Genomic DNA, 23540 nt, shown 5'->3' on the forward strand with positions numbered 1-23540 from the left:
AGCCGTGACCTGCCGCGTCGGCCCTTTCGCCCGCGTCGCCACCCGGTTCGCCCTCAGACCCGCCGCCAGCGGGCGGAGGCGAAGGAGAACAGGGCGAAGAGCACCAGGCCCGCGGCGACGGCGGCCAGCAGCCACGGTCCCGCGGCGGTGTCGGCGAAGGACTTCAGTGCCGCGTCGACGCCCTTGGCCTCCTTCGGGTCGTACTCCAGGGCGGCCTTGGCGACGAACACGCCGATGGCGCCCACCACCAGGCCGCGCGCGATGCCGCCCGTCACCCCGGTCACGTCGACGAGCCGGCGGGTGCGCCGTGACATCTGCGACGTGCGCAGATGCTTGCGGTACGAGCGCAGCGCCGCGCGCACCGCCAGTACCGCGCCGGCCACCGCGATGCCCGCGCCCGCGAGGCCCACCAGCCACGTGCCGCCGGGCTGTTCGAGCGCCCGGGCGGTGATGTCCCGGCTCTGCCGGTCGCTGGAGGTGTTGCCCTCCTCGCCGGCCGCGAAGGCGAGCACGGAGTACGCGACGAAGCCGTAGAAGACCGCCCGCGCGCCGGACAGCGCCCGCTTCGACGCCTTGTGCCCGCCGGGCCCCGCGGCGCCGAACGCGGCCTCGGACAGCCGCCACACCGCCATGCCCACCAGAGCCGCGCCCAGCGTCCACAGCAGGAACCCGCCGGCGGGCTGCGCGGCGATCTCGCCGACGGCACCGCTGCGGTCTGCCTCCCGCTTCCCCTCGCCGAACGCCACGCGGACGGCGAGCGCGCCGATCAACAGGTAGAGCACGCCGCGGCCGACGAGCCCGGCCCGTGCGCCCCACTCCACCGCCTTGCTGTCCGCCGCCCTGCGGATCGTCCTGCGCCCACGCGCCGTCGAAGTTGCCGCGCCCATGGTTGGTTTCCTCCTCGGTCCGGCCTGTCGGTTTCCCAGGAAGAACCGGCGGAAACGCGGGCCGACGCCCGCCGGCACCCGGAATCGGGGTCACCGGGCCGCTCGGTCCCTGCACGCCTCTTGAGGTGTCCGTCCGGTGCGATCTAGGATTTCCGAAGAGAGTTTGAAACGTTTCAATTCCCGAGTCGGACACGCCACTCATCAACCAAGGGACGTGCGATGAGCCACGAGCGCGAGACGAACAACGGAAGTGCATGGAACCGGCGGGCCTTTCTGCGCACCTCCGCCGCCGGAGCGACGGCCGGCGCCGTCGGCCTCGGCCAGGGCGCCGTCCCCGCCGCCGCGGCCGGTCGGGACGGCGGGGAAGCCGGCGGGCCCGGGCTGCGCGTCGAGCGCACCACCGTCGAGTACGCGCCCGCCCTGCTCGGCACCGACGTCACCGCTCCCCGGCTGAGTTGGGAGCTGTCCGCTCCGGGCAGCGGCGCGCGGCAGAGCGCGTACCGGGTGCGGGTCTCGCTCGACCCCGCGGACGACCGGGCGGTGTGGGACTCCGGCCGCGTCGCATCGGATCAGACGGTCGGCGTCCCCTACGGCGGGCCGGCGCTCGAGACCCGTACCCGCTACCACTGGCAGGTCCGGGTCTGGGACGGCCGGGGCCGGCCGTCCGCCTGGAGCAGGTGGAGCTGGTGGGAGACCGCACTGGCGCCCGACGACTGGCGCGGCCACTGGATCGGCGCCGACGCCGCGCCCGAGCCGCCCGGCTCCACGGGGGCCTCGTGGATCTGGGCGCCCGGCGCCACCCAGGAGGACGCCCCCGCCGGTCCGGTCTGGTTCCGCGCCGCGCTCGACCTGCCCGCCGGGGCCGAGGTGTCGGCGGCGCGGATCGTGGCCACGGCCGACGACGACTTCACCCTCTTCCTCGACGGCACGGAGGTGCTGCACGCCCCGCAGCAGACCGACGGCTGGCGCACCGGCCGGGTGGCCGACGTCACCGACGCGGTCCGGGCCGCGGCCGGCCGCGTGGTCGTCGCCGTCCGCGCCACGAACCGCGGGGGCGCCTCGGTCAACCCCGGCGGGCTGCTCGTACGCCTCGTGGTGCACAGCGGTGACGACGCCACCGAGCTGGTCACCGGGCCCGGCTGGCGGTGTGCCGACCAGGAGCGGGACGGCTGGCAGCAGCCCGGCTTCGACGACGGTGCCTGGGCGGAGGCCACGGTGCTCGCGCCGTACGGCCAGGGCCCCTGGGGCAGCGGCGCGCAGGTGCCGGCCGAGGTGCGGCCGGCGCCGCTGCTGCGCCGCGAGTTCACCGTCTCGCGGCCGGTGCGGCGCGCCCGGCTGTACGTCAGCGGGCTCGCCTACTACGCCGCCGAGATCAACGGCCGCCGCGTCGGCCGCCAGGTCCTCGACCCGGGCTTCACGGACTACGACGAGACCGTGCTGTACGCGGTCCACGACGTCACCGACCTCGTCACCCCCGGCGCCAACGCCATCGGCGTCACCCTCGGCCGCGGCTTCTTCGGCATGACGACGCCCAACGTCTGGAACTGGCACACCCCGCCGTGGCACGGCGAGCCGCGCCTCCTCGCCCAGGTGGAGATCGAGCACCCGGGCGGCGCCCGTACCGTCGTCGCCACCGACGGCAGTTGGCGCCTGGCCGAAGGTCCCACCCGCTCCGACTGCCTCTACGCCGGCGAGACCTACGACGCCCGCGAGCACCCCGCCGGCTGGACCGAGCCGGGCTTCGACGACGCCGCCTGGTCCGTCCCCGCCCGCCAGGAGCCCCCGAAGGGCACCCTGCGCACCCAGCCCCACGACGCGATCCGCGTCATCGACACCGTCCGGCCCGCCGCCGTCACCGCCCACGGCGACACCTGGATCGTCGACATGGGCCGCACCCTGGCCGGCTGGACGCGGCTTTCGGTACGGGCCCCGGCGGGCACCACCGTGCGCCTCGTGCACGGCGAGAAGCTCAAGGCCGACGGCAGCGTGCACTCCGAGACCGGCCATGTGCCGGGCCGCTTCCAGACCGACGAGTACGTCTGCGCCGGCGGCGGGTCCGCCGAGGTGTGGGAGCCGGAGTTCTCGTACAAGGGCTTCCGCTACGTGCAGATCAGCGGGCTGCCCGCCAAGCCGGGCCCGGACGAGGTCCTCGGCCGGGTGGTGCACACGCCGGTCGCCGACACCGGGACGTTCGGGTGTTCCGAGCCGTTCTACGAGCAGTTGGAGCGCGCCATGCGCCGCACCGTGCAGAACAACCTGCACGGCATCCCGACCGACACCCCGATGTACGAGAAGAACGGCTGGACCGGCGACGCGCAGGTCGGCGCGCCCGTGATGATGTACGCGCTGGGCATGCACCGGATGCTCGGCAAGTGGCTGGACGACATCCGCGACAGCCAGAACGACGCGGGCCAGTTGCCGGTGATCGTGCCCAGCGGCGGCTGGGGCTACGGCGACCTCGGCCCGTCGCCGGAGTGGACGACGGTCTACCCGTTCCTGATCCGGGAGATGTACCGCGTGTACGGCGACGAGCGCGTCGTGCACGACCATCTGCCGGCGCTGACCCGCTATCTGGACTGGGAGCTGGAAAGGCTGGTGGACGGCCTGGCCGTCACGGCGCTCGGCGACTACCTGCCGCCCGGCTACGGCGGCAACCCGCCCGAGGACACCCGGCTGACCGCCACCTCGTACCTGCACCGGGCGCTCACCGACACCGCGGCGATGGCGGAGCTGGCGGGCGAGACCGGCACCCGGGACCGGTATCTGGCCGCCGCCGACGGGCTCAAGGAGGCGCTGAACGCCGAGTTCCTGGCGCCCGAGGGGCACTATCGCACGGCGAAGGACCCCGGGTACCGGCAGACGAACAACTGCGTCCCGCTGGCCTTCGGCCTGGTGCCGGCCGGGGCGCGCGCGAGCGTCACCGCGTCCCTGCTCGCCGACGTCGAGGAGCGCGGCAACCACCTCAACACCGGCGCGCTGGGCACCAGCGTGCTGCTGCGGGCGCTGACCGCCGAGGGCCACGGCGACGTGGCCCACGCCATCGCGACCCAGCGCACGTACCCGAGCTGGGGCTACTGGTTCGACAACGGCGCCGACACCATGTGGGAGATGTGGCAGCTCGACTCGCGCTCCCGGGACCACTACTTCCAGGGCACCGTGGTGCAGTGGCTGTACGAGAACGTGGCCGGTCTGCGGCCGGGCGACGCCGGCTACCGCACGTTCACCGTGCGCCCGGACGCACGCGCCGGCGTAGACTGGGCGCGCACCGAGCTGCACACGGTGCGCGGGCCGGCCGCCGTGTCGTGGTCGCGGATCGACGCCGCGGTGCGGCTGGAGGTGCGGGTGCCGGTGGGGTCGACGGCGGAGGTGCACGTGCCGAGCGGCTCTCCCGGGGACGTACGGGAGCCCGAGGGGGCGGAGTTCGTACGGGCCGAGCCAGGCTTCGCGGTGTTCCGGGTGCCGCACGGCACCTGGGCGTTCACCGGGAGGCCCTGACCGCAGCCGTGGATTGAAACCATTCAGAAGCCATTCAGAAGGCCGGGGCGGCGGCGCGCGGCAGGCCGCGGCCCCGGCAACGCCCGCCTCTGCGCAGGTCGTTGACACCTCCGGTGCGGCTCCTTACCGTGAGCGGCGATTGCAACGATGTAAAAGCGCGCAGCTCACCCCCCACCGCGGCCGGCCCCGCCGCCGCCCGCGTCGAGGCCGCTCCCGGAAGGAGCTCCCGTGTCCCCGCGCCCCGCCCGTGCCGTCACCGCCGCCGCTGCCGCCCTCGCGGCCCTCGCCGCCTTCGCGGTACCCGGCTCGTCAGCCGCCGGCTCCGAGCCCGGATCCGGGCCCGCCGCCGCCCCCGGCGCGCCGGTGCTCGACGTGAACTTCGCCGACCCGGACGTCGTCAGGGCCGGCGACACCTACCACGCCTACGCCACCAACAGCGACGGCAGGAACATCCAGCACGCCACCTCCACCGACCTCGCGTCCTGGTCGCTGGACGGCGCCGACGTGCTGCCCCGGCTCGGCGACTGGGCGGTGCCGAACAGCGGGCTGGTCTGGGCGCCCGAGGTCTTCGACAACGGAGCCGGGTTCACCATGCACTACACCGCGCGCGACCGCGCCAGCGACAAGCAGTGCATCGGCGTCGCCCTGGCACCCACCCCCGCGGGCCCGTTCGAGCCGGCCGGCGCCGGGCCGCTGGTCTGCCCCGCCGACCAGGGCGGCGCCATCGACGCCTCCAGCTACACCGAGGGCGGGCAGCGCTACATGCTCTGGAAGAACGACGGCAACTGCTGCAGCCAGGACACCTGGCTGCACCTCCAGCCCGTCAACCCGAACGGCACCGCCACCACGGGCGCGGCGACCCGGCTCATCCGCCAGGACCGCGCCTGGGAGGGCAACGTCATCGAGGCGCCCACGCTCGTCAAGCGCGGCGGGAAGTACGTGCTGCTGTACTCCGCGGACTTCTTCGACGGCGACCGCTACAAGACGAGCTACGCCGTCGCCGACAGCCTCACCGGCCCGTACACCAAGGCGGCCAACCCCCTGATGACCACCGGCACCTTCGGCGGCGCCGTCATCGGCCCCGGCGGCCAGGACGTCGTCACCGGCCCCGACGGCCGCGACCGGATCCTCTTCCACGGCTGGAGCGCGGACCACTCGCGGCGCGCAATGTACGCGGCCCACATCGGCTGGGCGAACGGCTACCCCGTCGTGGACGGCAGCAAGGTGCTGTACCAGGCGGAGAACGCCACCGTGCACAACGCGACCGTCCGCGACGCGCCCGGCGCGCTCGACGGCCGCGCCGTCGGGCACATCGACTTCCCCGACAGCTACGTGGAGTTCTCCGTCTTCACCCCGGCCGCCGGCGCCCACACCCTGTCCGTCCGCTACGGCAACGGCTCCCTCGACGGCTCCGCCCAGGTGCCCTCGACGCACACGCTGACGGTCAACGGCGCCGCGGCCGGCGAGGTGAACTACCCCTTCACCGGCTGGGACAACTGGACCACGGTCGACAGGCAGGTGCAGCTCGCCGAGGGCTGGAACACGGTCCGCCTCGGCAAGGGCGCCTTCTTCGCCGAACTCGACAGCATCGAGGTCGCCTGAGCCGGTTCCACGCCGGGGACCCCTCCCCGGCGTGGTCCGCTAGGGATTGTCCGAACGTCAGCAGCGGCGAACAGCGGGGATGTCATGGAGCCGACCATCCGGGGAGAGCGGCAGGGTGTCCATCCGTTCTGCGGGGCGTGCACGGACGAGACCGTGGCGCTGGCCGCTCCGGACACGGAGACCGTCAACGGGTTCGGCACCCGCTTCTACGGTGCGGCCGACCCCTGCCCGCGATGCGGCTCCGTCGTCAAACGGCTGTTCATGTGCTTGTTGTTCATCCCTGTCTGGTCCATGGGCCGCTACCGCGTCATCACCCTCGGCGGCTCACGGTACGTCGGCCGTCGGATTCCCAGGAACGCCGACAACCCCTACGACATGTCCGGGAAGGACGCCGCACTGATCGCGCAGGCACAGGCCGCGCAGACGGAGGCGGGGAAGACCTGGCCGGCGCCGCCGCCGTCCCGGCTGGCCGAGCACCCGGAGCTGCGCGGCGAGCGCTACGAGGAGGCCGAGGACTACTGGGAGTTCGGCTTTCCCGACCGCGCTCTCCCGGTGTACGAGGAGGTGCTCGCCGCGCACGAGGCGGTCCTGCCCGCCGACGACACGGCGACGCTGCAACTGCGCCAGCGCGTGGCGGAGGCGTACCTGGCGGTCGGACGGCCGGCGGACGCGCTGGCGCTGCTCGCCCAGACCGCTCACCACCTGGGCGGGGTGCTGGGCCCGCACCATCCGGACACCCGCCGGGCGGTCGAGGACGAGGCCAACGCGAGCAGCCTGCTGGGCACGCTGTCGAATGACAAGATCATCTCGCTCAACCTGCACGTGGCGGAGGTGAAGCGGACCGCCGGGCCCGACGCCCCCGAGGCGCTGCGCGCGGCGTGTGTGCTGGGCTCGTACCTTTCGTTCCACTCCTCCGTCGTGCAGGCGCTGGAGGTGCTCGAGGACACCCTCGCGCGGTCCGCGCGCACGCTGGGCGCCGATCACCCGGACACCGCCTACGTCAGGAGGGAGCTGGTGAGCGCGTGCGAGTCCGCGGAGCGCCGCGCCAGACCGGACGACGTCCTGGCGGCGGCGCGGGCGCGGGAGCGCCTCCACGGCCCCGAGGCCGAGGAGACGCTGACCGCGATGCGCGGTCTGGCACGGTTGTACGCCTCGACCCGCCGGCACCGCGGCGAGGCCGTGGACGTGCTGCGCATCGTGCTCCAGCGGTGCGAGCATGCGCGGGGCCCGGACGATCCCCTGACCGCCGCCGTGCGGCGGGAGCTGGCGGAGCTGAGCTGACGGCCGTCGCGGTGGAAGGGCGGGGCCGAGGCGCGCCGGCCGCCGGCCGTGACCGACACTGGTCCGATGGAAGATCAGGTACGTGCGGTCATGGCGCTGGTCGACGACGTGCTGGGCCCCGAGGTCGTCGGCGCGTACCTGCACGGCTCCGCCGTCCTCGGCGGGCTCCGCCCGGCGAGCGACGTCGACGTGCTCGTCGTCGCCGGCCGGTCCCTGACGGAGCCCGAGCGGCGGGCGCTCCTCGACGGGCTGCTGAGGGTCTCCGGTTTCACCGGAGGGCTGCGTCCGGTGGAGCTGACGGTGGTCGTGCAGTCCGAGGTCCGGCCCTGGCGCTACCCGCCGACCGGCGACTTCCTGTACGGGGAGTGGCTGCGCGAGGAGTTCCAGGCGGGCGGGCCGCCGCGGCCCACGGCCATGGCGGACCTGGCGATCGTGCTCACGATGGTGCTGGCCGGCGACCACGCGCTGGCCGGCCCGCCCCCCGCGCGGGTGCTGGACCCGGTGCCGTACGAGGACGTGGCCCGCGCCGCCACGGCGGGCATCCCGGAGCTGCTCGCGGAGCTGGACGGGGACACCCGCAACGTCCTGCTCACCCTGGCGCGGATCTGGAGCACCCTGGCCACCGGCGAGATCCGCCCCAAGGACGCCGCCGCCGCGTGGGCGCTGCGGCGGCTGCCGCCGGAGCACCGGCCGGTGCTGGAGCACGCGCGGCGGCTCTACCTCGGCAGCCGGTACGCGGAGGAGAGCTGGAGCGAGGAGCTGCGGGCGCGGGTACGTCCGCACGCGGAGCACGTCGTCGCCGAGATCGGGAAGCTCTCCCGGCCCTGACCGGCCGCTGCCCCTCAGCCGCGGCGGTGGCTGCCCGGCGTGGTGCCGTAGGCGCGGCGGTAGACGTCGATGAAGGCGCTCGCCGAGGACCAGCCGCAGCGGTGCGCGACCGTCGTCACCGGTACGTCGTCGGCGAGCAGCCGCAGCGCGTGGTAGAGGCGCACCTGCGTACGGAACTGCGGGAACGTCATCCCCGTCTCGCGGCGGAAGAGGCGGCTGAGCGTCCGCTCCCCCGCGCCCGTCGCCCGGCCCAGGGCGGCGAGCGTGCGCTGGTCGGCGGGGTCGGCGTGGAGCAGGTCGCAGACGGCGGCGAGCCGCGGGTCGGCGGGTGCGGGCAGCGGCACGGGCTGCCGGGCGGAGACGGCGGCGGAGGCGGCGCGCAACTGGTCCAGCAGGACGGTGCGCAGCCGCCGCCGCTCGGGGGTGTCGTGGTACGGGTCGCGGGTGCAGGCGAGGATCAGCTCGCGCAGCAGCGGGCTGACGGCCAGGACGCCGGGCGTGCCGAGCCCGAGGGGGTCGGTGGCCGCGGGCACGCCGACCACGTGCAGGTCGAGATGGCCGTACGCGCGGTGGGCGTGGACGCAGCCCGCGGGCACCCACAGCGCGCGGGTGCCGGGCGCGAACCAGGTGCCCGAGTCGGTGGTGACGGCGAGCACGCCCGAGCCGGCGTAGACGAGTTGGTGGTCGTCGTGCCGGTGCGCGTCGATGCGCTCGCCCGCGGCGAGCGTCCTGGCCCGGGTGGGTGCCTCGGGGTCGTGGCGGATATCCGGCATGGATTGGCATTTTATCGGAAGTTCGCCATCGCAGGCTCCGTGACGATCGGAGGATGCCCGAGCCCCGCGCCGCCCGCTTCCGGCCCCTGACGCTGCTCTCCGCCGGCCACGCCTGCGTCGACGTGTACCAGGGGGCGGTGGCGGCGCTGGTGCCGTTCTTCGTCGCCGAGCGGGCCTATTCCTACGCCGCGGCCTCCGGCGTCGTACTGGCGGCCACGCTGCTGTCGTCGGTGGTGCAGCCGCTGTTCGGGGTGCTGACCGACCGGCGCCCGCTGCCGTGGCTGCTCCCGGTCAGCACGCTGGCGGCGGGCGCGGGCGTGGCGCTGGCGGGGGTGTCCGGCTCGTACGCCGTGACCCTCGCGGTGGTCGCGCTCTCCGGCGTCGGTGTCGCCGCCTACCATCCGGAGGCCGCCCGGGTCGCGCGGCGGGCGAGCGCGGGCAGCCACACCGCGATGGGGTGGTTCGCCCTCGGCGGGAACCTCGGGTTCGCCACCGCTCCCCCGCTGGTGGCGGCCGTCGCCGCGGCCGGCGGCCTGCGGGCCTCGCCGCTGCTGGTGCTGCCGGCGCTGGCGGGGGCGGGGCTGTGTGCCGCGGCACTGCGCTCGCTGCAGCCGTACGGGCAGCAGAAGGCGGCGGGCGCGGACGCGGCGGGCGCGCCGGAGGGCCGGGACGACTGGGCGTCGTTCGCGCGGCTGACCGGGGCGGTGGTGTGCCGGTCGGTGGTGTTCGTCGGCCTGAGCGCGTTCGTCTCGCTGTACGTGCCCGAGCGCACTGCGGGCGGTACGGCGGCGGGGTCGGCGGCCCTGTTCGTGCTGTACCTGGGCGGCGCGGTGGGCACGGTGGCGGGCGGGCGGCTGGCGTCGCGGTTCGGGCGGCTGCCGGTGGTGCGGTGGTCGTACGCGCTGGCCGGCCCGGCGGTCGCCGGGGTGGTGTTCGTGCCGGGCCCCGCGGTCTACGTCTTCGTGGCCCTCACCTCTGCGGGGCTGTACGTGCCGTTCTCGCTGCACGTCACGCTCGGTCAGGACTACCTGCCCCGGCACGTCGGCACCGCCGGCGGGGTCACCCTGGGCCTGGCGCTCAGCGCGGGCGGGCTGGCCGGCCCGCTCATCGGCGCGCTGGCGGACGCGACGTCGCTGACCGTGGCGCTCAGCCCGCTGATCGCCCTGCCGGCGGTGGGGCTGTTGCTGCTGGGCCCGCTGCGCGAGCCCGGGACGCCCCGCTGAACCCCCCGCCGCGGGGCGGTCAGTCCGGGTGGGGACACCGGGAAGGGAGCGGGGACGGGCGGCCGTTCGACTGTCACGGGCCGGGCCGCTCCCCCGGCCCGTGACAGTTAGGTTAGCCTAACCTTCATGCTGATACGCGACAGCCGTTTCCGGCCACGCCCCGACGTCGCCCACCCCTCCCGCCGCGGCCTGCTCGCCGCCGGCGGCGCGCTCGGCCTCGGCGCCGTACTCGCCGCGTGCGGCGGCGACTCCGGCGACGGCGGACCGGACTCCGGTGGTGCGGACGGCGCTTGGCGCTTCGAGGACGACCGCGGCGAGGTGGCCAGGGCGGACCGCACCCCCCGGCGCATCGTCGGCTACGTCGCGTCGGCCGCCGCACTGCACGACTTCGGCATCGAGTGCACCGGCGTCTTCGGCCCGACGACGACACCCGACGGCGAACGCGACCTCCAGGCCGGCGACCTCGACGTGGACGAGATGACCGTCATCGGCAACACCTACGGCCAGTTCAACGTCGAGAAGTACGCCTCGCTGCAGCCGGAGCTGCTGGTCACCAACATGCAGGAGCCGCCGGTGCTGTGGTACCTGCCGGAGGAGAGCACCGAGGAGATCACCTCCCTCGCCCCCGCCGTCGGCATCCGCACCTCCGGCACCTCGCTGGACACGGCGATCGGGCGCTACGCCGAACTGGCCGCCGCGCTCGGCGCCGACCCGCAGGCCGAGAAGGTCGTCCGCGCCAAGTCCCGCTTCGAGAAGGCGTCGCAGACGCTGACCAGGACCGCCGCGGACCGCCGCGGCCTGAAGGTCCTCGCCGTCTCCGCGAGCGCGGACCTGATGTACGCCGCCGTCGCCGAGGACTTCGGGGACCTGCGCTATTACCAGAAGCTCGGCGTCGAGTTCGTCACCCTGGACAACCCCGGCGAGCGCGGCTTCTGGGAGGAGTCGAGCTGGGAGACCGTCGACCGGTTCCAGGCCGACATCATCATGGTCGACCGCCGCACCGGCAACCTCCAGCCGGACCAGCTCGCCGAGTCCAAGCCGACCTGGCGGCGGCTGCCCGCGGTCGCCGCCGGGCAGGTGATGCCCTGGCAGAGCGAGGCGCACCACAGCTACGCCGGACACGCGCCGCTGATCGAGGCGCTCGCCGACGCCCTGCGCGACGCGAAGAAGGTGGTCCGGTGAGCACCGTGACCGCCTCCCCCTTCCGCTTCTTCGACCTCGTCGTGGCCGCCGCCGAACGGCTGTCGCCCACGATGATCCGGGTGGTGTTCGCCGGCCCCGCGCTGGCCCGGATGGAGTCCGCCGGACGCGACCAGCGCATCAAGCTGTTCTTCCCGCACCCGGGCCAGGACGCGCCGGTCATGCCGAACGACGACGGCACCAACTGGTACCCGGCCTGGCAGGCGCTCGACCCCGAGGTGCGCGGCATCATGCGCACGTACACGACGCGCAGCCTCACCCGCGACCCGGACCGGCTCGTGGTCGACTTCGCCGTGCACGGCGAGGGCGGCCCCGGGTCCCGCTGGGCGCTCCGCGCCGCCCCGGGCGACCGGCTCTGCGTGCTGGCACCGGTCGTCGCGGAGAACGTGGCGTACGATTTCCGCCCGCCGGCCGGCACCGACTGGATGCTGGTCACCGCCGACGAGACCGCGCTGCCCGCCGTCGCCGGCATCCTCGCGGCCCTGCCCGTGGGCGTGCCCGTACGCGCCTGGATCGAGGTGGCCTACGCCGGCGACCGGCTCGCGCTGCCGACCCCGGCGGACGCGCACGTCACCTGGCTCGTGCGCGGCACGGACGCGCCGGTGCCGGAGGCGGTGGCCGCCGCGGAGCTGCCCGGTGGCACGCCGTACGCCTGGGTCGCCGGGGAGTCGGCGACGGTCAAGGCCGTACGCCGCCATCTGGTGCGCGAACGGGGCTTCGACCGCGGGGCGGTGACGTTCACCGGCTACTGGCGCCGCGGCACCACGGAGGACCAGTTGCTGGCGTCGGCCGAGAACGCCTGAGGGCGGCGGGCCGCCGGGGCGTAATCCGGTGGCGTCGTGCGGGTCGCTCGGGCAGGGTGCGGCCATGACCTCGGTAGTGCAGAACATCGCGATCGACTGTGCGGACGCCTACGAGCTGTCCCTCTTCTGGAGCAAGGTGACCGGCAGCCCGGTTCATCCGGAGGACGGACCGGGCTCGCCGGAGACGCAGGTGCTCCTGCCCGAGGGCCCCGTGCTGCACTTCAACCAGGTGCCGGAGCGCAAGACGGGCAAGAACCGGATCCATCTGTGCCTGCGCCCGCAGACCCGGCGCGAGGAGGAGGTGGCGCGGCTGCTCGGCCTCGGCGCCACGTTCGTCGCCGACCACCGCAACCCGGACGGCACGGGCTGGGCGATCCTCGCCGACCCGGAGGGCAACGAGTTCTGCGTGCTGCGCAGCGCGGCGGAGCGGGAGGCGACGCAGCACTGAGCCGTCGCCGTACGGCTCAGCCGTCGGCGTCCTCCGCGCCGATCGGGCGCAGATGGCGCAGCAGCACGCCGGCGAGCACCGCGAGCGCCGCGCAGAGCCCGGCGGCGACGAGGGCGATGGCGGTCATCCCGGAGGCGAAGGCCGCGTGCGCGGCGTCGAGGAGTTCGCCGCCGAGGTGCTCCGGCAGCGCGGCCGCCGCCGCGTCGGCGTCGGCCAAAGACTCCTCCGCACGCTCCGGCGCGCCCGCGGGGAGGTCGACGCTCGCGGTGTAGACGGCGGCGCCGAGGCTGCCGAGGGTGGCGATGCCCAGCGAGACGCCCAGCTCGCCGCTGCTCTCCGCGGTGGCCGAGGCGGAGCCGGACTTGTCCGCGGGTGCCGTCCCGACGATCAGGTTCAGCCCCAGCGTGGCGACCGGCGCGGCGCCGAGGAAGCCGAGCGCGAACCCGATCACCATGGGTACGAGGTCGTCACTGACGGCGACGTAGAGGAACCCGGCCGTGGACACCACCATCCCGGCCCCGACGATGACCGCGGGCCGCATGCTCCGCGCCAGCACCGGCGCCAGCAGGGAGCCGGCCATCAGCGCGAGCGCGGGCGGCATCATCCACACCCCGGCCTTCAGCGGTGAGAAGCCCTCGACCAACTGGAGGTGCTGGCTGAAGAAGAGGTACGTGCCGCCCTGCATGACCATCGTGAAGAGCAGGACCACCAGCGCGGCGGAGAACGAGCGGTTGCGGAACAGCCGCAGGTCGAGCAGCGGTTCGGCCAGCCGGAGCTGGCGGCGGGCGAAGACGTAGCCGAAGGCGAGACCGGCGGCGACGGCGCCGAGTGCGCGCGCGTCCGGCTCGTCGGCCAGCTCCTTCAGCCCGTACACCAGCGGGATGATCGCCAGCAGCGACAGCGCGACGCTCGCCGGGTCCAGCCGCCCGCCGCCCTCGCCGCCGGACTCCGGCAGCAGCGGGCCTGCCGTGGCCACCAGCAGCACCGCCACCGGCACGCCGAGGAGGAACACCGAGCCCCACCAGAAGTTCTCCAGCATCACCCCGCCGACGACCGGCCCGAGCGCCGCGCCGCCCATGAAGCAGGCGGTGAACACGCCGATGGCGAAGGCGCGCTGGCGCGCGTCGGTGAACATGGTGCCGACCAGCGCCAGCGCCGAGGGCGCCACCGCGGCGGCGGAGACGCCGAGCAGCATGCGGGCGGCGATCAGCATCTCGGCGCTGACGGCGTACGCGGCGAGCACCGACGCCGCGCCGAAGGCCACCGCGCCGAAGGTGAGCAGCCGGCGGCGGCCGATCCGGTCGCCGAGGGTGCCCATGGTGATGAGGAAGCCGGCCATCATGAACCCGTAGACGTCCATGATCCACAGGACTTGGGTGGAGGACGGCTCCAAGTCGGCGGTCAGGTGAGGCAGCGCCAGGAAGAGCACGCTGTTGTCGACCGAGGCGAGCAGCATGGGCAGGGCGAGAACTCCCAGACCGAGCCACTCGCGGGGGCCGGCCTTGGCGGCGGTGGTTGTCGTCATGTCCTTCACGGTCGCCGCACGGTGTTCGGGTTTGCTTATGGTGGTGTCATGCGCTTCGGAGTGCTCGGTCCGCTGCGGGTCTGGACCGACGACGGACAGCCGGTCAGGGTCCCGGAGCTGAAGGTGCGCGTGCTGCTGGCCGCGCTGCTCGCCCGCGAGGGGCGGCCGGTGCCGCAGTGGCGGCTGGTCGACGATCTGTGGGACGCGCGTCCGCCGGGCAAGCCGACGGGTGCGCTCCGGGCGAAGGTCTCCCAACTGCGCCGGGCGCTGGGGGACGCCGAGCCGGGCGGGCGGGAACTGGTCGTCTCGGGCGCCTCGGGGTATGTGCTGGAGGCCGCCTCCGACGCCGGGGACTTCGCGGAGCTGGTGCGGCGCGCCCGTGCGGCGCCCGGCCCGGCCCGCGCGGCCGACCTGCTCACCGAGGCGCTGGCGCTCTGGCGCGGGCCCGCCTTCAGCCCGTACGAGGACGCGCCCTTCGCCCGCGCCACCGCCGCGCGGCTGGAGGAGCAGCGGCTGACCGCGCTGGAGGAGCTGGCGCAGGCGCGCCTGGACCTGGGTGAACACGGCCCGCTGGTGGCCGAGTTGACGGACCTGGTGGGCGCACATCCGCTGCGCGAGCGGCTGACGGGGCTGCTGATGCGGGCGCTGTACGGCTCCGGCCGGCAGAGCGAGGCGCTCGCCGCCTATCGCGCGCTGCGGCTGCGGCTGCGCGAGGAGGCCGGGCTCGACCCCGGCCCGGAGCTGGCGGGGCTGCAGCAGCGGCTCCTGGCGGGCGACGAGGCCCTGGCCGCCGCGCCGCCCGCGGCTCCCCGGCTGCGCCCTCCGCGGCTGCCAGCGCCGCTGACGCCCCTGGTCGGCCGGGCGGCGGAGCTCGCGGAGGCCGGGCCGCTGCTCGACGGGGAGCGGCTGGTGACGCTCACCGGACCGGGCGGCGTGGGCAAGACGCGCCTGGCGCTGGCAGTCCTGCACGACCGGCCCGAGCCGGGCTACGTCGCCGAGCTGGCGGGCGCCGGCGGCGGGAGCGTGGCCGACGTGGTGGCGACGGCGTTCGGCGTGCCGGACGAGGACCGGATCGCCGCGGCCCTCGGCGACGGTCCCGCGGTGCTGCTGCTCGACAACGTGGAGCACGTCGTCGACCAGGCCGCCAAGCTCGCCGACCGGCTGCTGCGGGCGGCGCCCGGGCTGCGTGTGGTGGCCACCGGCCGGGAGCCGCTGGGCGTCGCGGGCGAGGTCGTACGGGCGGTGGCGCCGCTGGCCGAGGCGGACGCGGTGCGGCTCTTCGCCGACCGCGCCGCGGCCTCGGCGCCGGGCTTCGCCCTCGGCGCCGGCAACGCGGCGGAGGTCGCCGAGGTGTGCCGCCGGCTCGACGGCATCCCGCTGGCGCTGGAGCTGGCCGCGTCCCGCGTCCGGGGGCTGGGCGTGCGGGGCCTGGCCGCCGGGCTCGACGACCGCTTCCGGCTCCTGGACGGCGGCGGGCGCGGCCTGCCGGAGCGGCAGCGCACGCTGCGGGCGGCGCTCGAATGGAGCTGGCGGCTGCTGGACGACCGGGAGGGCGCGGCGCTGCGCCGGCTGGCCGTGCACGGGGCGGGCTGCACGCTGAGCGGGGCGATCTACGTCTGCGCGGACTCCGGCACCGGTCCCGGCGGCGCGGCGGACGGCGCGGTGGCCATCGAGGCGGGCGGCGAGCAGGCGCCGCCCGCCGGCCTGACGGCCGAGGAGGTGCCGGGGCTGCTGGCCCGGCTCGTCGACCGGTCGCTGGTCTCCCGGGACGGCGAGCGGTACCGGCTGCTGGAGACGGTCGCCGCGTACGCCTGGGAGCGGTTGGAGGAGGCCGGTGAGACGGCGGAGGTGCTGCGCCGCCGGGACGACTACTACGCCCGCCTCGCGGAGTGCGCCGAGTCGGAGCGGGCGGGCCACGCGCGGCAGCGCTGGATCGGCCGGCTGGACGCGGAGATCGCCAACCTGCGCGAGGCCCTCGACGGCGCCACCCGCCGCCGCGAGACGGCCCTGGCCACGCGCATCAGCGGCTCCCTGGCCTGGTACGAAGCCGCCCGCGGACGGCCGACGCCGCGCTGAGGCGCAAGGGTGGCGGGTTCAGGTCGACCGCGGCCCGGTGCCGGGGTCAGGGCCGGCGGCCAGGAGGCCGTCGAGCAGCCGGCGGGAGCGGTCCAGGCGGTCGATGTCGGTGGTGATCCTGGCGTGCTCGCGGCGCAGCCGGGCCACCGCCCCGGGGCAGCCGGTCGTCGCCAGGCGGTCCGCGGGGCCGTCGTCGACGCAGTGCAGGATCCCCGCGATGACCGCGGTGGGCAGGCCCGCGTCGAGCAGCACGCGGATGTGGCGCACGGCGGCGACGTCCGCGTCGGCGTACTCGCGGTAGCCGTTGGAGCCCCGGACGGGGTGCAGCAGCCCCTGCTCCTCGTAGTAGCGCAGCAGCCGCCGGCTGACGCCGGTCCGGGTGGCCAACTCGCCGATCCGCATGCCGTCCCCGTCCTCTCGCTTGACCTTCACACCGGTGTGACGCCTTAACGTCGCGGAGGCCGCAGGTCATCCACGGGAGGGCGAGGAGAGATCATGGCAGGAGCAGTGGTCGTCGGGGCGGGGCCCGGAATCGGCGCGGCGGTCGCCCGCCGGTTCGCCCGGGAAGGGCTGCCGGTGACGCTCGTGGCGCGTTCGGAACCGAGCCTCACGGGCGTCGCCGCGGGAGTCGCGGCGGCGGGCGGGGCGGCACCGCCGGGGTACGGGGTGCTGCCGCTGGCCGCCGACGTCACCGACGAGGCGGGACTGCGTACCGCGCTCGACACCGCGACCGCCAGGTTCGGCGTGCCCGACGCCGTCGTCTACAACGCGGCTCTGGTCCGGGCCGACAGGCTCGGCGAACTGGCGCAGCCCGCCCTGCTGGACGCCTGGGCCGTGAACGTCGGCGGCGCCCTGACGGCGGCGACGCACCTGGCCCCGGCGATGGCCCGGCGCGGCGGCGGCTCGTTCCTGATCACCGGGGGCATGCCCGAGCCGAAGGCGCCGTACGTCAGCCTCTCGCTGGGCAAGGCGGGGGTGCGCACGCTGGCGCGGCTGCTCGCCCTGGAGTACGGGCCGCAGGGCGTACACGTCGCGACGGTGACGGTGGACGGCGCGGTGGCGCCCGGCACGGACTTCGACCCGGACGTGATCGCGGAGCACTACTGGCGGCTGCACACCCAGCCCCGGTCGCGCTGGGAGCACGACGTCCGGCACGCGGGCGCCAAGGCGGCGCCACCGCCCGGGTGACCGGCGCGGCACACGCTACGCGCCGGGCTCCCGGCTCACCGCGACCGCGGCCTTCAGGTCCGCCCAGAACTCCGGCCGGGGCGCGATGCGGTGGCCGAGGCGGTAGACGGTCGTGCGGGTCCGGCCGCGCACGCGCAGGTGCACGTCGGACGGGCCGGGATGGGCCTGGAGCACCGCTTTGAGCCGGGCCACGGACTCGGGCGTGACCTGGGCCTCGGTGATGTCGAGGCGGACGGGGGCGCGTTCGCCCGCCGTGCTGAGGTCGGGGACGGCGAGTTCCATGGCGACCAGCCGGGGCACGTCCTCGCGCTTGTCGAGCCGGCCCTTGACGAAGACGATCGCGTCCTCGACGAGCTGGGTGGAGACCAACTGGTAGGTGGCCGGGAAGAACATGCAGTCGAGGGAGCCGCCGAGGTCCTCGACGGTGGCGATGGCCCAGGCGTTGCCCTGCTTGGTCATCTTCCGCTGCAGCCCCGAGATGATGCCGCCGATGGTCACGATCGCCCCGTCCGCGTGCTCACCGCCGTTGAGCGCGGCGATGGCGGCGTCGGCCCTGTCGCCCAGGACGTGCTCGATGCCGAACAGCGGGTGGTCGGAGACGTAGAGCCCGAGCATCTCCCGCTCCTGGGCGAGCAGATACGACTTCTCCCACTCCTCGTCGGTGAACTGCACGTCGAGCCCGAAGCCCGGCTCGTCCGCCGCCGCCTCGTCGCCCATGCCGCCGAAGAGGTCGAACTGCCCCTCGGCCTCCTTCCGCTTGACCTGGACGACGGCGTCGATCATCGGCTCGTACCGGGCGAGGAGACCTTTGCGGGTGTGGCCGAGGGCGTCGAAGGCGCCGGCTTTGATGAGCGACTCCGTGGTGCGCTTGTTGCAGACGACCGGCTCGGACTTGTCGAGGTAGTCGGGAAAGGAGAGGTAGGCCCCGTGGGACTGCCGGCCGCGCACGATGGAGTCCACCACGTTCCGGCCGACGTTGCGGACGGCCGAGAGGCCGAAGACGATCGTGTCGTCGCCGCGGGGGGTGAAGTCGGCTTCGGACTCGTTGACGTCCGGCGGGAGCACCTTGATGCCCATCTTGCGGCACTCGTTGAGATAGATCGCCGACTTGTCCTTGTCGTCGCGCACGGACGTCAGCAGCGCGGCCATGTACTCGGCCGGATAGTTCGCCTTGAGATACGCCGTCCAGTAGGAGACGAGCGCGTACGCCGCCGCGTGGGCCTTGTTGTACGCGTAACCCGCGAAGGGCACCAGGACGTCCCAGACCGCCTGCACCGCCTCGTCCGGATAGCCGTGCTGCCGGCAGCCGTCCCGGAACGGGACGAACTCCTTGTCGAGCACTTCCTGTTTCTTCTTGCCCATCGCCCGGCGCAGCAGGTCCGCCTGGCCGAGGCTGTAGCCGGCGAGGACCTGCGCGGCCTTCTGTACCTGCTCCTGGTAGACGACGAGGCCGTAGGTGATGTCGAGGACTTCCTTGAGGGGCTCCGCCAGCGCCGGGTGGATCGGGGTGATCTCCTGGCGGCCGTTCTTGCGCAGGGCGTAGTTGATGTGGGAGTTCATGCCCATGGGGCCCGGCCGGTAGAGAGCGGTGACGGCGGTGATGTCCTCGAAGTGGTCGGGGCGCATCAGCCGGAGCAGCGAGCGCATCGCACTGCCGTCGAACTGGAAGACGCCGAGGGTGTCGCCGCGGCCGAGCAGTTCGAAGGTCGTGGGGTCGTCGAGCGGCAGGGAGAGCAGCTCGATCTCCCGGCCCTTGTTCTGCTTCACCATCTTGACGGCGTCGTCCATGATGGTCAGGTTCCGCAGGCCCAGGAAGTCCATCTTCAGCAGGCCGAGCGACTCACACGTCGGGTAGTCCCACTGCGTGATCGTCACCTGGTCGGTGTGCCGCACCCAGACCGGGACGTGGTCCACGATCGGCTCGCTGGACATGATCACACCCGCCGCGTGCACCCCCATCTGCCGCACCAGGCCCTCCACGCCCCGCGCGGTGTCGATCACCTTCTTCACGTCCGGCTCGTTCTCGTACAGGCCGCGGACCTCGCCGGCCTCGGAGTACCGGGGGTGGTCGGGGTCGGTGATGCCGGACAGCGGGATGCCCTTGCCGAGCACGTCGGCGGGCATGGCCTTGGTGATGCGGTCGCCCATCGCGTACGGATAGCCGAGCACCCGCGCGGAGTCCTTGATCGCGTTCTTCGCCTTGATCGTCCCGTACGTACCGATCATCGCGACCTTGTCGGCACCGTACTTCTCCGTCACATAGCGGATCACCTCCGCCCGCCTGCGCTCGTCGAAGTCGATGTCCACATCCGGCATCGACACCCGCTCCGGATTCAGGAACCGCTCGAAGATCAGCCCGTGCTCGATCGGATCGAGGTCCGTGATCCCCATCGCGTACGACACGATCGAACCCGCCGCCGAACCACGCCCCGGCCCCACCGCGATCCCGTTGTTCTTCGCCCACATGATGAAGTCTGCGACCACCAGGAAGTACCCCGGGAACCCCATCTGGATGATGACGTCCATCTCGTACTCCGCCTGCTTCCGGTAGTGCTCTTCCCAGCCGTCCGGGTAGCGGCGGCGCATCCCGTTCCACACTTCCTCGCGGAACCAGGTGACCTCGGTGTAGCCGTCGGGGACCTCGAACCTGGGCATCAGGTCCCGCTTCTCGAACCACCCCGCGGTGTCGATCTGCTCCGCCACCAGCAGCGTGTTCGCACACCCCTCCTGCCACGCATCCGACGAATCGACCGCATACATCTCCTCGGTCGACTTCAGGTAATAACCCGTCCCGTCGAACCTGAACCGATCCGGATCCGACAGGTTCTTCCCCGTCTGAATACACAACAACGCATCATGCGCCCCCGCCTCCTGCGCATACGTGTAATGCGAGTCATTCGTCACCAGCGGCGGAATCCCCAGCTTCCGCCCGATCTCCAGCAGCCCGTCCCGCACCCGCCGCTCGATCTCGATCCCGTGATCCATCAACTCCAGGAAATACCGCTGCTTCCCGAACACCTCCTGATACCACGCCGCCGCCGCCAGCGCCTCGTCGAACTGCCCCAGCCGCAACCGCGTCTGCACCTCACCCGACGGACACCCCGTAGAAGCGATCAACCCCTCCGCATGCTCCGCGATCACCTCCTTGTCCATCCGCGGCCACTTCTGCAGCCACCCCTCCTTGTACGCATCCGACGACAACCGGAACAGATTGTGCAGCCCCGTACGCGACGACGCCCAGATCGTCTTGTGCGTATACCCACCAGAACCCGACACGTCATCACGCTTCTGATGCGGCTGCCCCCACTGCACCTTCCGCTTGTTCCGCCGCGACTCCGGCGCCACATACGCCTCGATCCCGATGATCGGCGTCACCCCCGCCGCCGTCGCCTGCGCGAAAAAGTCATACGCACCGTGCAGATTCCCGTGATCCGTCATCGCAATATGCGACATCCCCATCTCACGACACGCCGCGAACATGTCCTTCAACCGCGCCGCCCCGTCCAGCAGCGAATACTGCGTGTGCACATGCAGATGCGTAAAAGGCGGCTTGGCCACGGCTGCTCCTCACACAACGGGGCGTTGTCGGAGCCGCCATCAAATCCCCAACTCAGCGGCCGTTTCAAACAACAGACCTGCGCACGTGGACAACTCCGCGTTGTACCGGAGAGGCTGCTTCAGCCCTCGGGACGCGAGGGGGGCCACGCGCTGGCGCCGCGCTCCCGGGCCGATGACGACGGGCGCCGCGCGCGGCCCGGTCGCGGGTGTGGCGTCCGGCCGCGGACGCCCGCCCGCCGGTCCCGGTGCCGGACAGGCAACGATTCGGCCGCATCGGTCCCGGATGGGCCGATCCTTGCCTAGCCTCACGGGGTGGGGCCGGCCGTAACGGGGGCCGTAACTCCGCGCCGTCCGAGGTGCAGAGCCGAGAAAAGCGGCTGGAGTAGCGAGTAGCGCATGACCGACCGGAAGTTGCCGCATCACCGAACGCTGTACGCACTGCCGTACGCCGCGATGGCCTGTGTCGCCCTCGCGGACGTCACGGCCGGGCAGACTGCCGGGTTCCTGCCCCTGGTCTCGCTGGGGCCGGCCTTCGCCGGCCTGGTCGGGGGCTGGCGGCGCACGGTTGCCGTCGGTGTGATCGCGCTGGTGCTGGTCGTGCTGCTCGGCATATCGGACGTGATGTTCGACTCGCGGCGCGGCTACATAGCCCTGCTGTCCGTCGTCGGCGTCACGATCGCCTCGCTGCTGGCGGTGCGGATGCGGCACCGGCGCGAGGAGGAGCTGGCCAGCGTGCGGTCGATAGCCGAGGTGGCGCAGCGCGTGCTGCTGCGCCCGGTGCCGCGCAGCGCGGGACTGCTGCGGGCGGCGGTCTCGTACACCTCGGCCGTGGCCGAGGCGCGGATCGGCGGCGACCTGTACGAAGTGGTGACCTCGCCGGCGGGCGTCCGGCTCATCGTCGGGGACGTGCAGGGCAAGGGACTCGAGGCGGTGGAGACCGCGGCGGTGGTGCTCAGCGCCTTCCGCGAGGCGGCATACGACGAACCGGACCTGACGGCCGTCGGGGAACGGCTGGAGCGCGCCCTCGACCGGCAGCTCGACGGCGAGAAGTTCGTCACCGCCATCCTCGCCGAGGTGGGCACCGGCCAGGAGGTGACGCTGCTCAACTTCGGCCACCCCGCGCCGCTGGCCGTGCGCCAGGACGGTGACGTGCGCTATCTCGCGCCGCCGCAGCGGGCCTTACCCCTCGGCCTCGGGGAGCACGGCGTCGCCCGGCCGGAGCCGCACACGGCGGGGTTCCTGCCCGGGGACCAACTGCTGTTCTACACCGACGGCGTCACCGAGGCCCGCGACCGCGCCGGGGCCTTCTACCCGCTGGAGCACCGTGCCGGGCTGCTCAAGGACCCCGATCCCGAGGGGGCGCTGACCGCGCTGCGCCAGGATGTGATCGAGCACGTCCGGGCGCCGCTGCACGACGACGCGGCGATGCTGCTGCTGCGCTACCGGGACGGCTGACGGCACGTCAGCCGACGCGGCGGGCGATCCGCAGCTCGGTCAGGTAGCGCTTGACGATGCGGCCGCCGTGGCGTCCGTCGATGAGGCCGGCGAGGCAGGCCAGCAGGGCGTCCCGGGCCGGGGCCGGCAGCAGCCGGTGGCCGGAGTACGTGCGCAGCAGGTCGAGGTACTCCGCGGTGGAGTACGGCAGTTCCCACTCGTAGCGGTGGAAGACCGGTGCCGCGAAGCGCTTCTCGCCGCGGAGGTCGTCGCGGTCCTCGGGGACCGCCGACGCGGGCCGCAGGCGCAGGCCCGGCGGCGTGGCGGGGTCGAAGCGCTCGTAGCAGCCCTGCGCCTCGGCGAAGAACTCCTCGCTGCCGCCGGCCACATGGTGGGTGCGGATGGTGGCCAGCACCCCGCCGGGGCGCAGCGCGTCCGCCGACTTCGGCGCCCGGACCGCGGGGTCGACCCAGGCGAACGCGGTGGCGGCGAGCACCACGTCGAACGGCTCCGGCGGCAGCGGCCACTGTTCGAACGCCGCGTTCTCGACGTCCACGTCCGGGAACCCGGCGAGGTTGCGGCGCGCCACCCGCGCCATGTCCGCGCCCAGCTCCACCGCGGTCACCCGGCAGCCGCGCTCGGCCAGCGGCACGGTCGCCTGCCCGGTGCCGCAGCCGATCTCCAGCACCCGGCACCCCGGCCCGAGCCCGGCGGGGGCGGCGACGGCGAGGTCGTCGTACATCGCCCGGGGGTAGCGGGGGCGGGCGCGGTCGTACAGCTCCGGCGCCTCGGTGAAGGTGGCGCGCAGCCGCTCGCGTTCGTCGTCTGTCACCGCCCCACCTTATGATCGGCTTCCTGCGCGGGCATCGGCATTTCCGCGGCAGCCGCCACCGAGAGGAACGCCCCCGTGATCCGACGCGAGAGCTACTGCGGCGGCCGGCTGGTGAGGGAGGTCGAGCAGGCGCGCGACGACCGCGCGCCCTCCGGCTTACCCGCGCCGCGCGCCGACGGGACCGCGCTGTGGCTGCTGGACGGCGAGCGCGTGGAGCCCGCCGAGGCGGAGGCGTTCTGGGTCGTGTGGACGTCGGTCAGCCGGCGGCATCCGCTGGGCGAGACGGCCCGGAGCTGGCCGGCGATCACGATCGCGTGCGCCATCGTGCTGTGGCTGGTGACGATGGTGCTGACGCAGTTCGAGTGAGGCGCGCACGGACCCGTCGCG

Annotated in this window: 18 protein-coding genes; 12 read left to right on the forward strand and 6 right to left on the reverse strand. The window is 73.8% G+C overall.

The genetic code is table 11. From position 1 onward, the window contains the following. Positions 1-53: 53 nt before the first annotated feature. On the reverse strand, positions 54-887 hold the full coding sequence (locus O7599_RS00510) for a DUF1206 domain-containing protein (protein ID WP_281620038.1): 834 nt from the start codon (positions 885-887) through the stop codon (positions 54-56). A 219-nt stretch (positions 888-1106) separates the two neighbouring features. Between O7599_RS00510 and O7599_RS00515 the strand changes: the two genes are divergently transcribed. The 4 genes from O7599_RS00515 (at position 1107) to O7599_RS00530 (ending at position 8093) form a co-directional block, all read left to right on the forward strand. Next, positions 1107-4382: a family 78 glycoside hydrolase catalytic domain gene (locus O7599_RS00515; RefSeq protein WP_281620039.1), complete on the forward strand. Its 3276-nt coding sequence runs from the start codon at positions 1107-1109 to the stop codon at positions 4380-4382. Positions 4383-4610: 228 nt separating this feature from the next. Then, positions 4611-5984 (forward strand): family 43 glycosylhydrolase, encoded by a 1374-nt coding sequence (locus tag O7599_RS00520; RefSeq protein ID WP_281620040.1) that lies wholly within the window; start codon positions 4611-4613, stop codon positions 5982-5984. A gap of 84 nt (positions 5985-6068) precedes the next feature. Next, complete coding sequence (locus O7599_RS00525) at positions 6069-7265, forward strand: tetratricopeptide repeat protein (RefSeq protein ID WP_281620041.1); 1197 nt, start codon at positions 6069-6071, stop codon at positions 7263-7265. Between the two features lie 66 nt (positions 7266-7331). Further along, on the forward strand, positions 7332-8093 hold the full coding sequence (locus O7599_RS00530) for an aminoglycoside adenylyltransferase family protein (RefSeq protein ID WP_281620042.1): 762 nt from the start codon (positions 7332-7334) through the stop codon (positions 8091-8093). 14 nt (positions 8094-8107) lie between these two features. Here the strand turns inward: O7599_RS00530 and O7599_RS00535 are convergent, their stop codons facing one another. Next, positions 8108-8866 carry a helix-turn-helix transcriptional regulator gene (locus tag O7599_RS00535; protein ID WP_281620043.1) on the reverse strand — a complete coding sequence of 253 codons (759 nt, stop codon included), beginning with the start codon at positions 8864-8866 and terminating at the stop codon, positions 8108-8110. A 53-nt stretch (positions 8867-8919) separates the two neighbouring features. Between O7599_RS00535 and O7599_RS00540 the strand changes: the two genes are divergently transcribed. From O7599_RS00540 to O7599_RS00555, 4 genes are all read left to right on the forward strand, one after another. Continuing rightward, on the forward strand, positions 8920-10089 hold the full coding sequence (locus tag O7599_RS00540; protein ID WP_281620044.1) for an MFS transporter: 1170 nt from the start codon (positions 8920-8922) through the stop codon (positions 10087-10089). A 126-nt stretch (positions 10090-10215) separates the two neighbouring features. After that, positions 10216-11271 carry an ABC transporter substrate-binding protein gene (locus O7599_RS00545; protein WP_281620045.1) on the forward strand — a complete coding sequence of 352 codons (1056 nt, stop codon included), beginning with the start codon at positions 10216-10218 and terminating at the stop codon, positions 11269-11271. Continuing rightward, positions 11268-12092, forward strand: coding sequence for a siderophore-interacting protein (locus O7599_RS00550; RefSeq protein ID WP_281620046.1), 825 nt, complete (start codon positions 11268-11270; stop codon positions 12090-12092). Before O7599_RS00545 ends, O7599_RS00550 begins: the two co-directional genes overlap by 4 nt. 64 nt (positions 12093-12156) lie before the next feature. Continuing rightward, positions 12157-12540 carry a VOC family protein gene (locus O7599_RS00555; RefSeq protein ID WP_281620047.1) on the forward strand — a complete coding sequence of 128 codons (384 nt, stop codon included), beginning with the start codon at positions 12157-12159 and terminating at the stop codon, positions 12538-12540. Between the two features lie 16 nt (positions 12541-12556). On the opposite strand, the gene O7599_RS00560 is transcribed toward O7599_RS00555, so the two are convergent. After that, on the reverse strand, positions 12557-14065 hold the full coding sequence (locus tag O7599_RS00560) for an MFS transporter (protein WP_281620048.1): 1509 nt from the start codon (positions 14063-14065) through the stop codon (positions 12557-12559). 48 nt (positions 14066-14113) lie between these two features. Here O7599_RS00560 and O7599_RS00565 point away from each other — a divergent pair, with 48 nt between their 5' ends. Then, on the forward strand, positions 14114-16141 hold the full coding sequence (locus O7599_RS00565) for a BTAD domain-containing putative transcriptional regulator (RefSeq protein WP_281620049.1): 2028 nt from the start codon (positions 14114-14116) through the stop codon (positions 16139-16141). A gap of 18 nt (positions 16142-16159) precedes the next feature. Here O7599_RS00565 and O7599_RS00570 read toward each other — a convergent pair whose 3' ends face one another. Beyond that, positions 16160-16543 (reverse strand): MerR family transcriptional regulator, encoded by a 384-nt coding sequence (locus O7599_RS00570; protein WP_281623666.1) that lies wholly within the window; start codon positions 16541-16543, stop codon positions 16160-16162. 93 nt (positions 16544-16636) lie between these two features. Here O7599_RS00570 and O7599_RS00575 point away from each other — a divergent pair, with 93 nt between their 5' ends. Beyond that, positions 16637-17329 (forward strand): SDR family NAD(P)-dependent oxidoreductase, encoded by a 693-nt coding sequence (locus tag O7599_RS00575; RefSeq protein ID WP_281620050.1) that lies wholly within the window; start codon positions 16637-16639, stop codon positions 17327-17329. A 15-nt stretch (positions 17330-17344) separates the two neighbouring features. On the opposite strand, the gene dnaE is transcribed toward O7599_RS00575, so the two are convergent. After that, entirely contained in the window at positions 17345-20887 is a 3543-nt protein-coding gene (gene dnaE / locus O7599_RS00580) for a DNA polymerase III subunit alpha (protein ID WP_281620051.1), read from the reverse strand. A gap of 396 nt (positions 20888-21283) precedes the next feature. Here dnaE and O7599_RS00585 point away from each other — a divergent pair, with 396 nt between their 5' ends. Then, complete coding sequence (locus O7599_RS00585; RefSeq protein WP_281620052.1) at positions 21284-22342, forward strand: SpoIIE family protein phosphatase; 1059 nt, start codon at positions 21284-21286, stop codon at positions 22340-22342. 7 nt (positions 22343-22349) lie between these two features. Here the strand turns inward: O7599_RS00585 and O7599_RS00590 are convergent, their stop codons facing one another. Continuing rightward, positions 22350-23153 (reverse strand): class I SAM-dependent methyltransferase, encoded by an 804-nt coding sequence (locus O7599_RS00590; protein ID WP_281620053.1) that lies wholly within the window; start codon positions 23151-23153, stop codon positions 22350-22352. Between the two features lie 75 nt (positions 23154-23228). Between O7599_RS00590 and O7599_RS00595 the strand changes: the two genes are divergently transcribed. Beyond that, positions 23229-23519, forward strand: coding sequence for a hypothetical protein (locus O7599_RS00595; RefSeq protein ID WP_281620054.1), 291 nt, complete (start codon positions 23229-23231; stop codon positions 23517-23519). Positions 23520-23540: the final 21 nt, after the last annotated feature.

Source organism: Streptomyces sp. WMMC500, assembly GCF_027497195.1.
In the GTDB taxonomy this organism is placed as follows: Bacteria; Actinomycetota; Actinomycetes; order Streptomycetales; family Streptomycetaceae; genus Streptomyces.

Coding starts and splice junctions, on each gene's coding strand:
- O7599_RS00530 (WP_281620042.1), top strand. CDS start 7,332: ATGGAAGATCAGGTACGTGCGGTCATGGCGCTGGTCGACGACGTGCTG.
- O7599_RS00555 (WP_281620047.1), top strand. CDS start 12,157: ATGACCTCGGTAGTGCAGAACATCGCGATCGACTGTGCGGACGCCTAC.
- O7599_RS00515 (WP_281620039.1), top strand. CDS start 1,107: ATGAGCCACGAGCGCGAGACGAACAACGGAAGTGCATGGAACCGGCGG.
- O7599_RS00525 (WP_281620041.1), top strand. CDS start 6,069: ATGGAGCCGACCATCCGGGGAGAGCGGCAGGGTGTCCATCCGTTCTGC.
- O7599_RS00545 (WP_281620045.1), top strand. CDS start 10,216: ATGCTGATACGCGACAGCCGTTTCCGGCCACGCCCCGACGTCGCCCAC.
- O7599_RS00575 (WP_281620050.1), top strand. CDS start 16,637: ATGGCAGGAGCAGTGGTCGTCGGGGCGGGGCCCGGAATCGGCGCGGCG.
- O7599_RS00540 (WP_281620044.1), top strand. CDS start 8,920: ATGCCCGAGCCCCGCGCCGCCCGCTTCCGGCCCCTGACGCTGCTCTCC.
- O7599_RS00585 (WP_281620052.1), top strand. CDS start 21,284: ATGACCGACCGGAAGTTGCCGCATCACCGAACGCTGTACGCACTGCCG.
- O7599_RS00570 (WP_281623666.1), bottom strand. CDS start 16,543: ATGCGGATCGGCGAGTTGGCCACCCGGACCGGCGTCAGCCGGCGGCTG.
- O7599_RS00510 (WP_281620038.1), bottom strand. CDS start 887: ATGGGCGCGGCAACTTCGACGGCGCGTGGGCGCAGGACGATCCGCAGG.
- O7599_RS00560 (WP_281620048.1), bottom strand. CDS start 14,065: ATGACGACAACCACCGCCGCCAAGGCCGGCCCCCGCGAGTGGCTCGGT.
- O7599_RS00565 (WP_281620049.1), top strand. CDS start 14,114: ATGCGCTTCGGAGTGCTCGGTCCGCTGCGGGTCTGGACCGACGACGGA.
- O7599_RS00535 (WP_281620043.1), bottom strand. CDS start 8,866: ATGCCGGATATCCGCCACGACCCCGAGGCACCCACCCGGGCCAGGACG.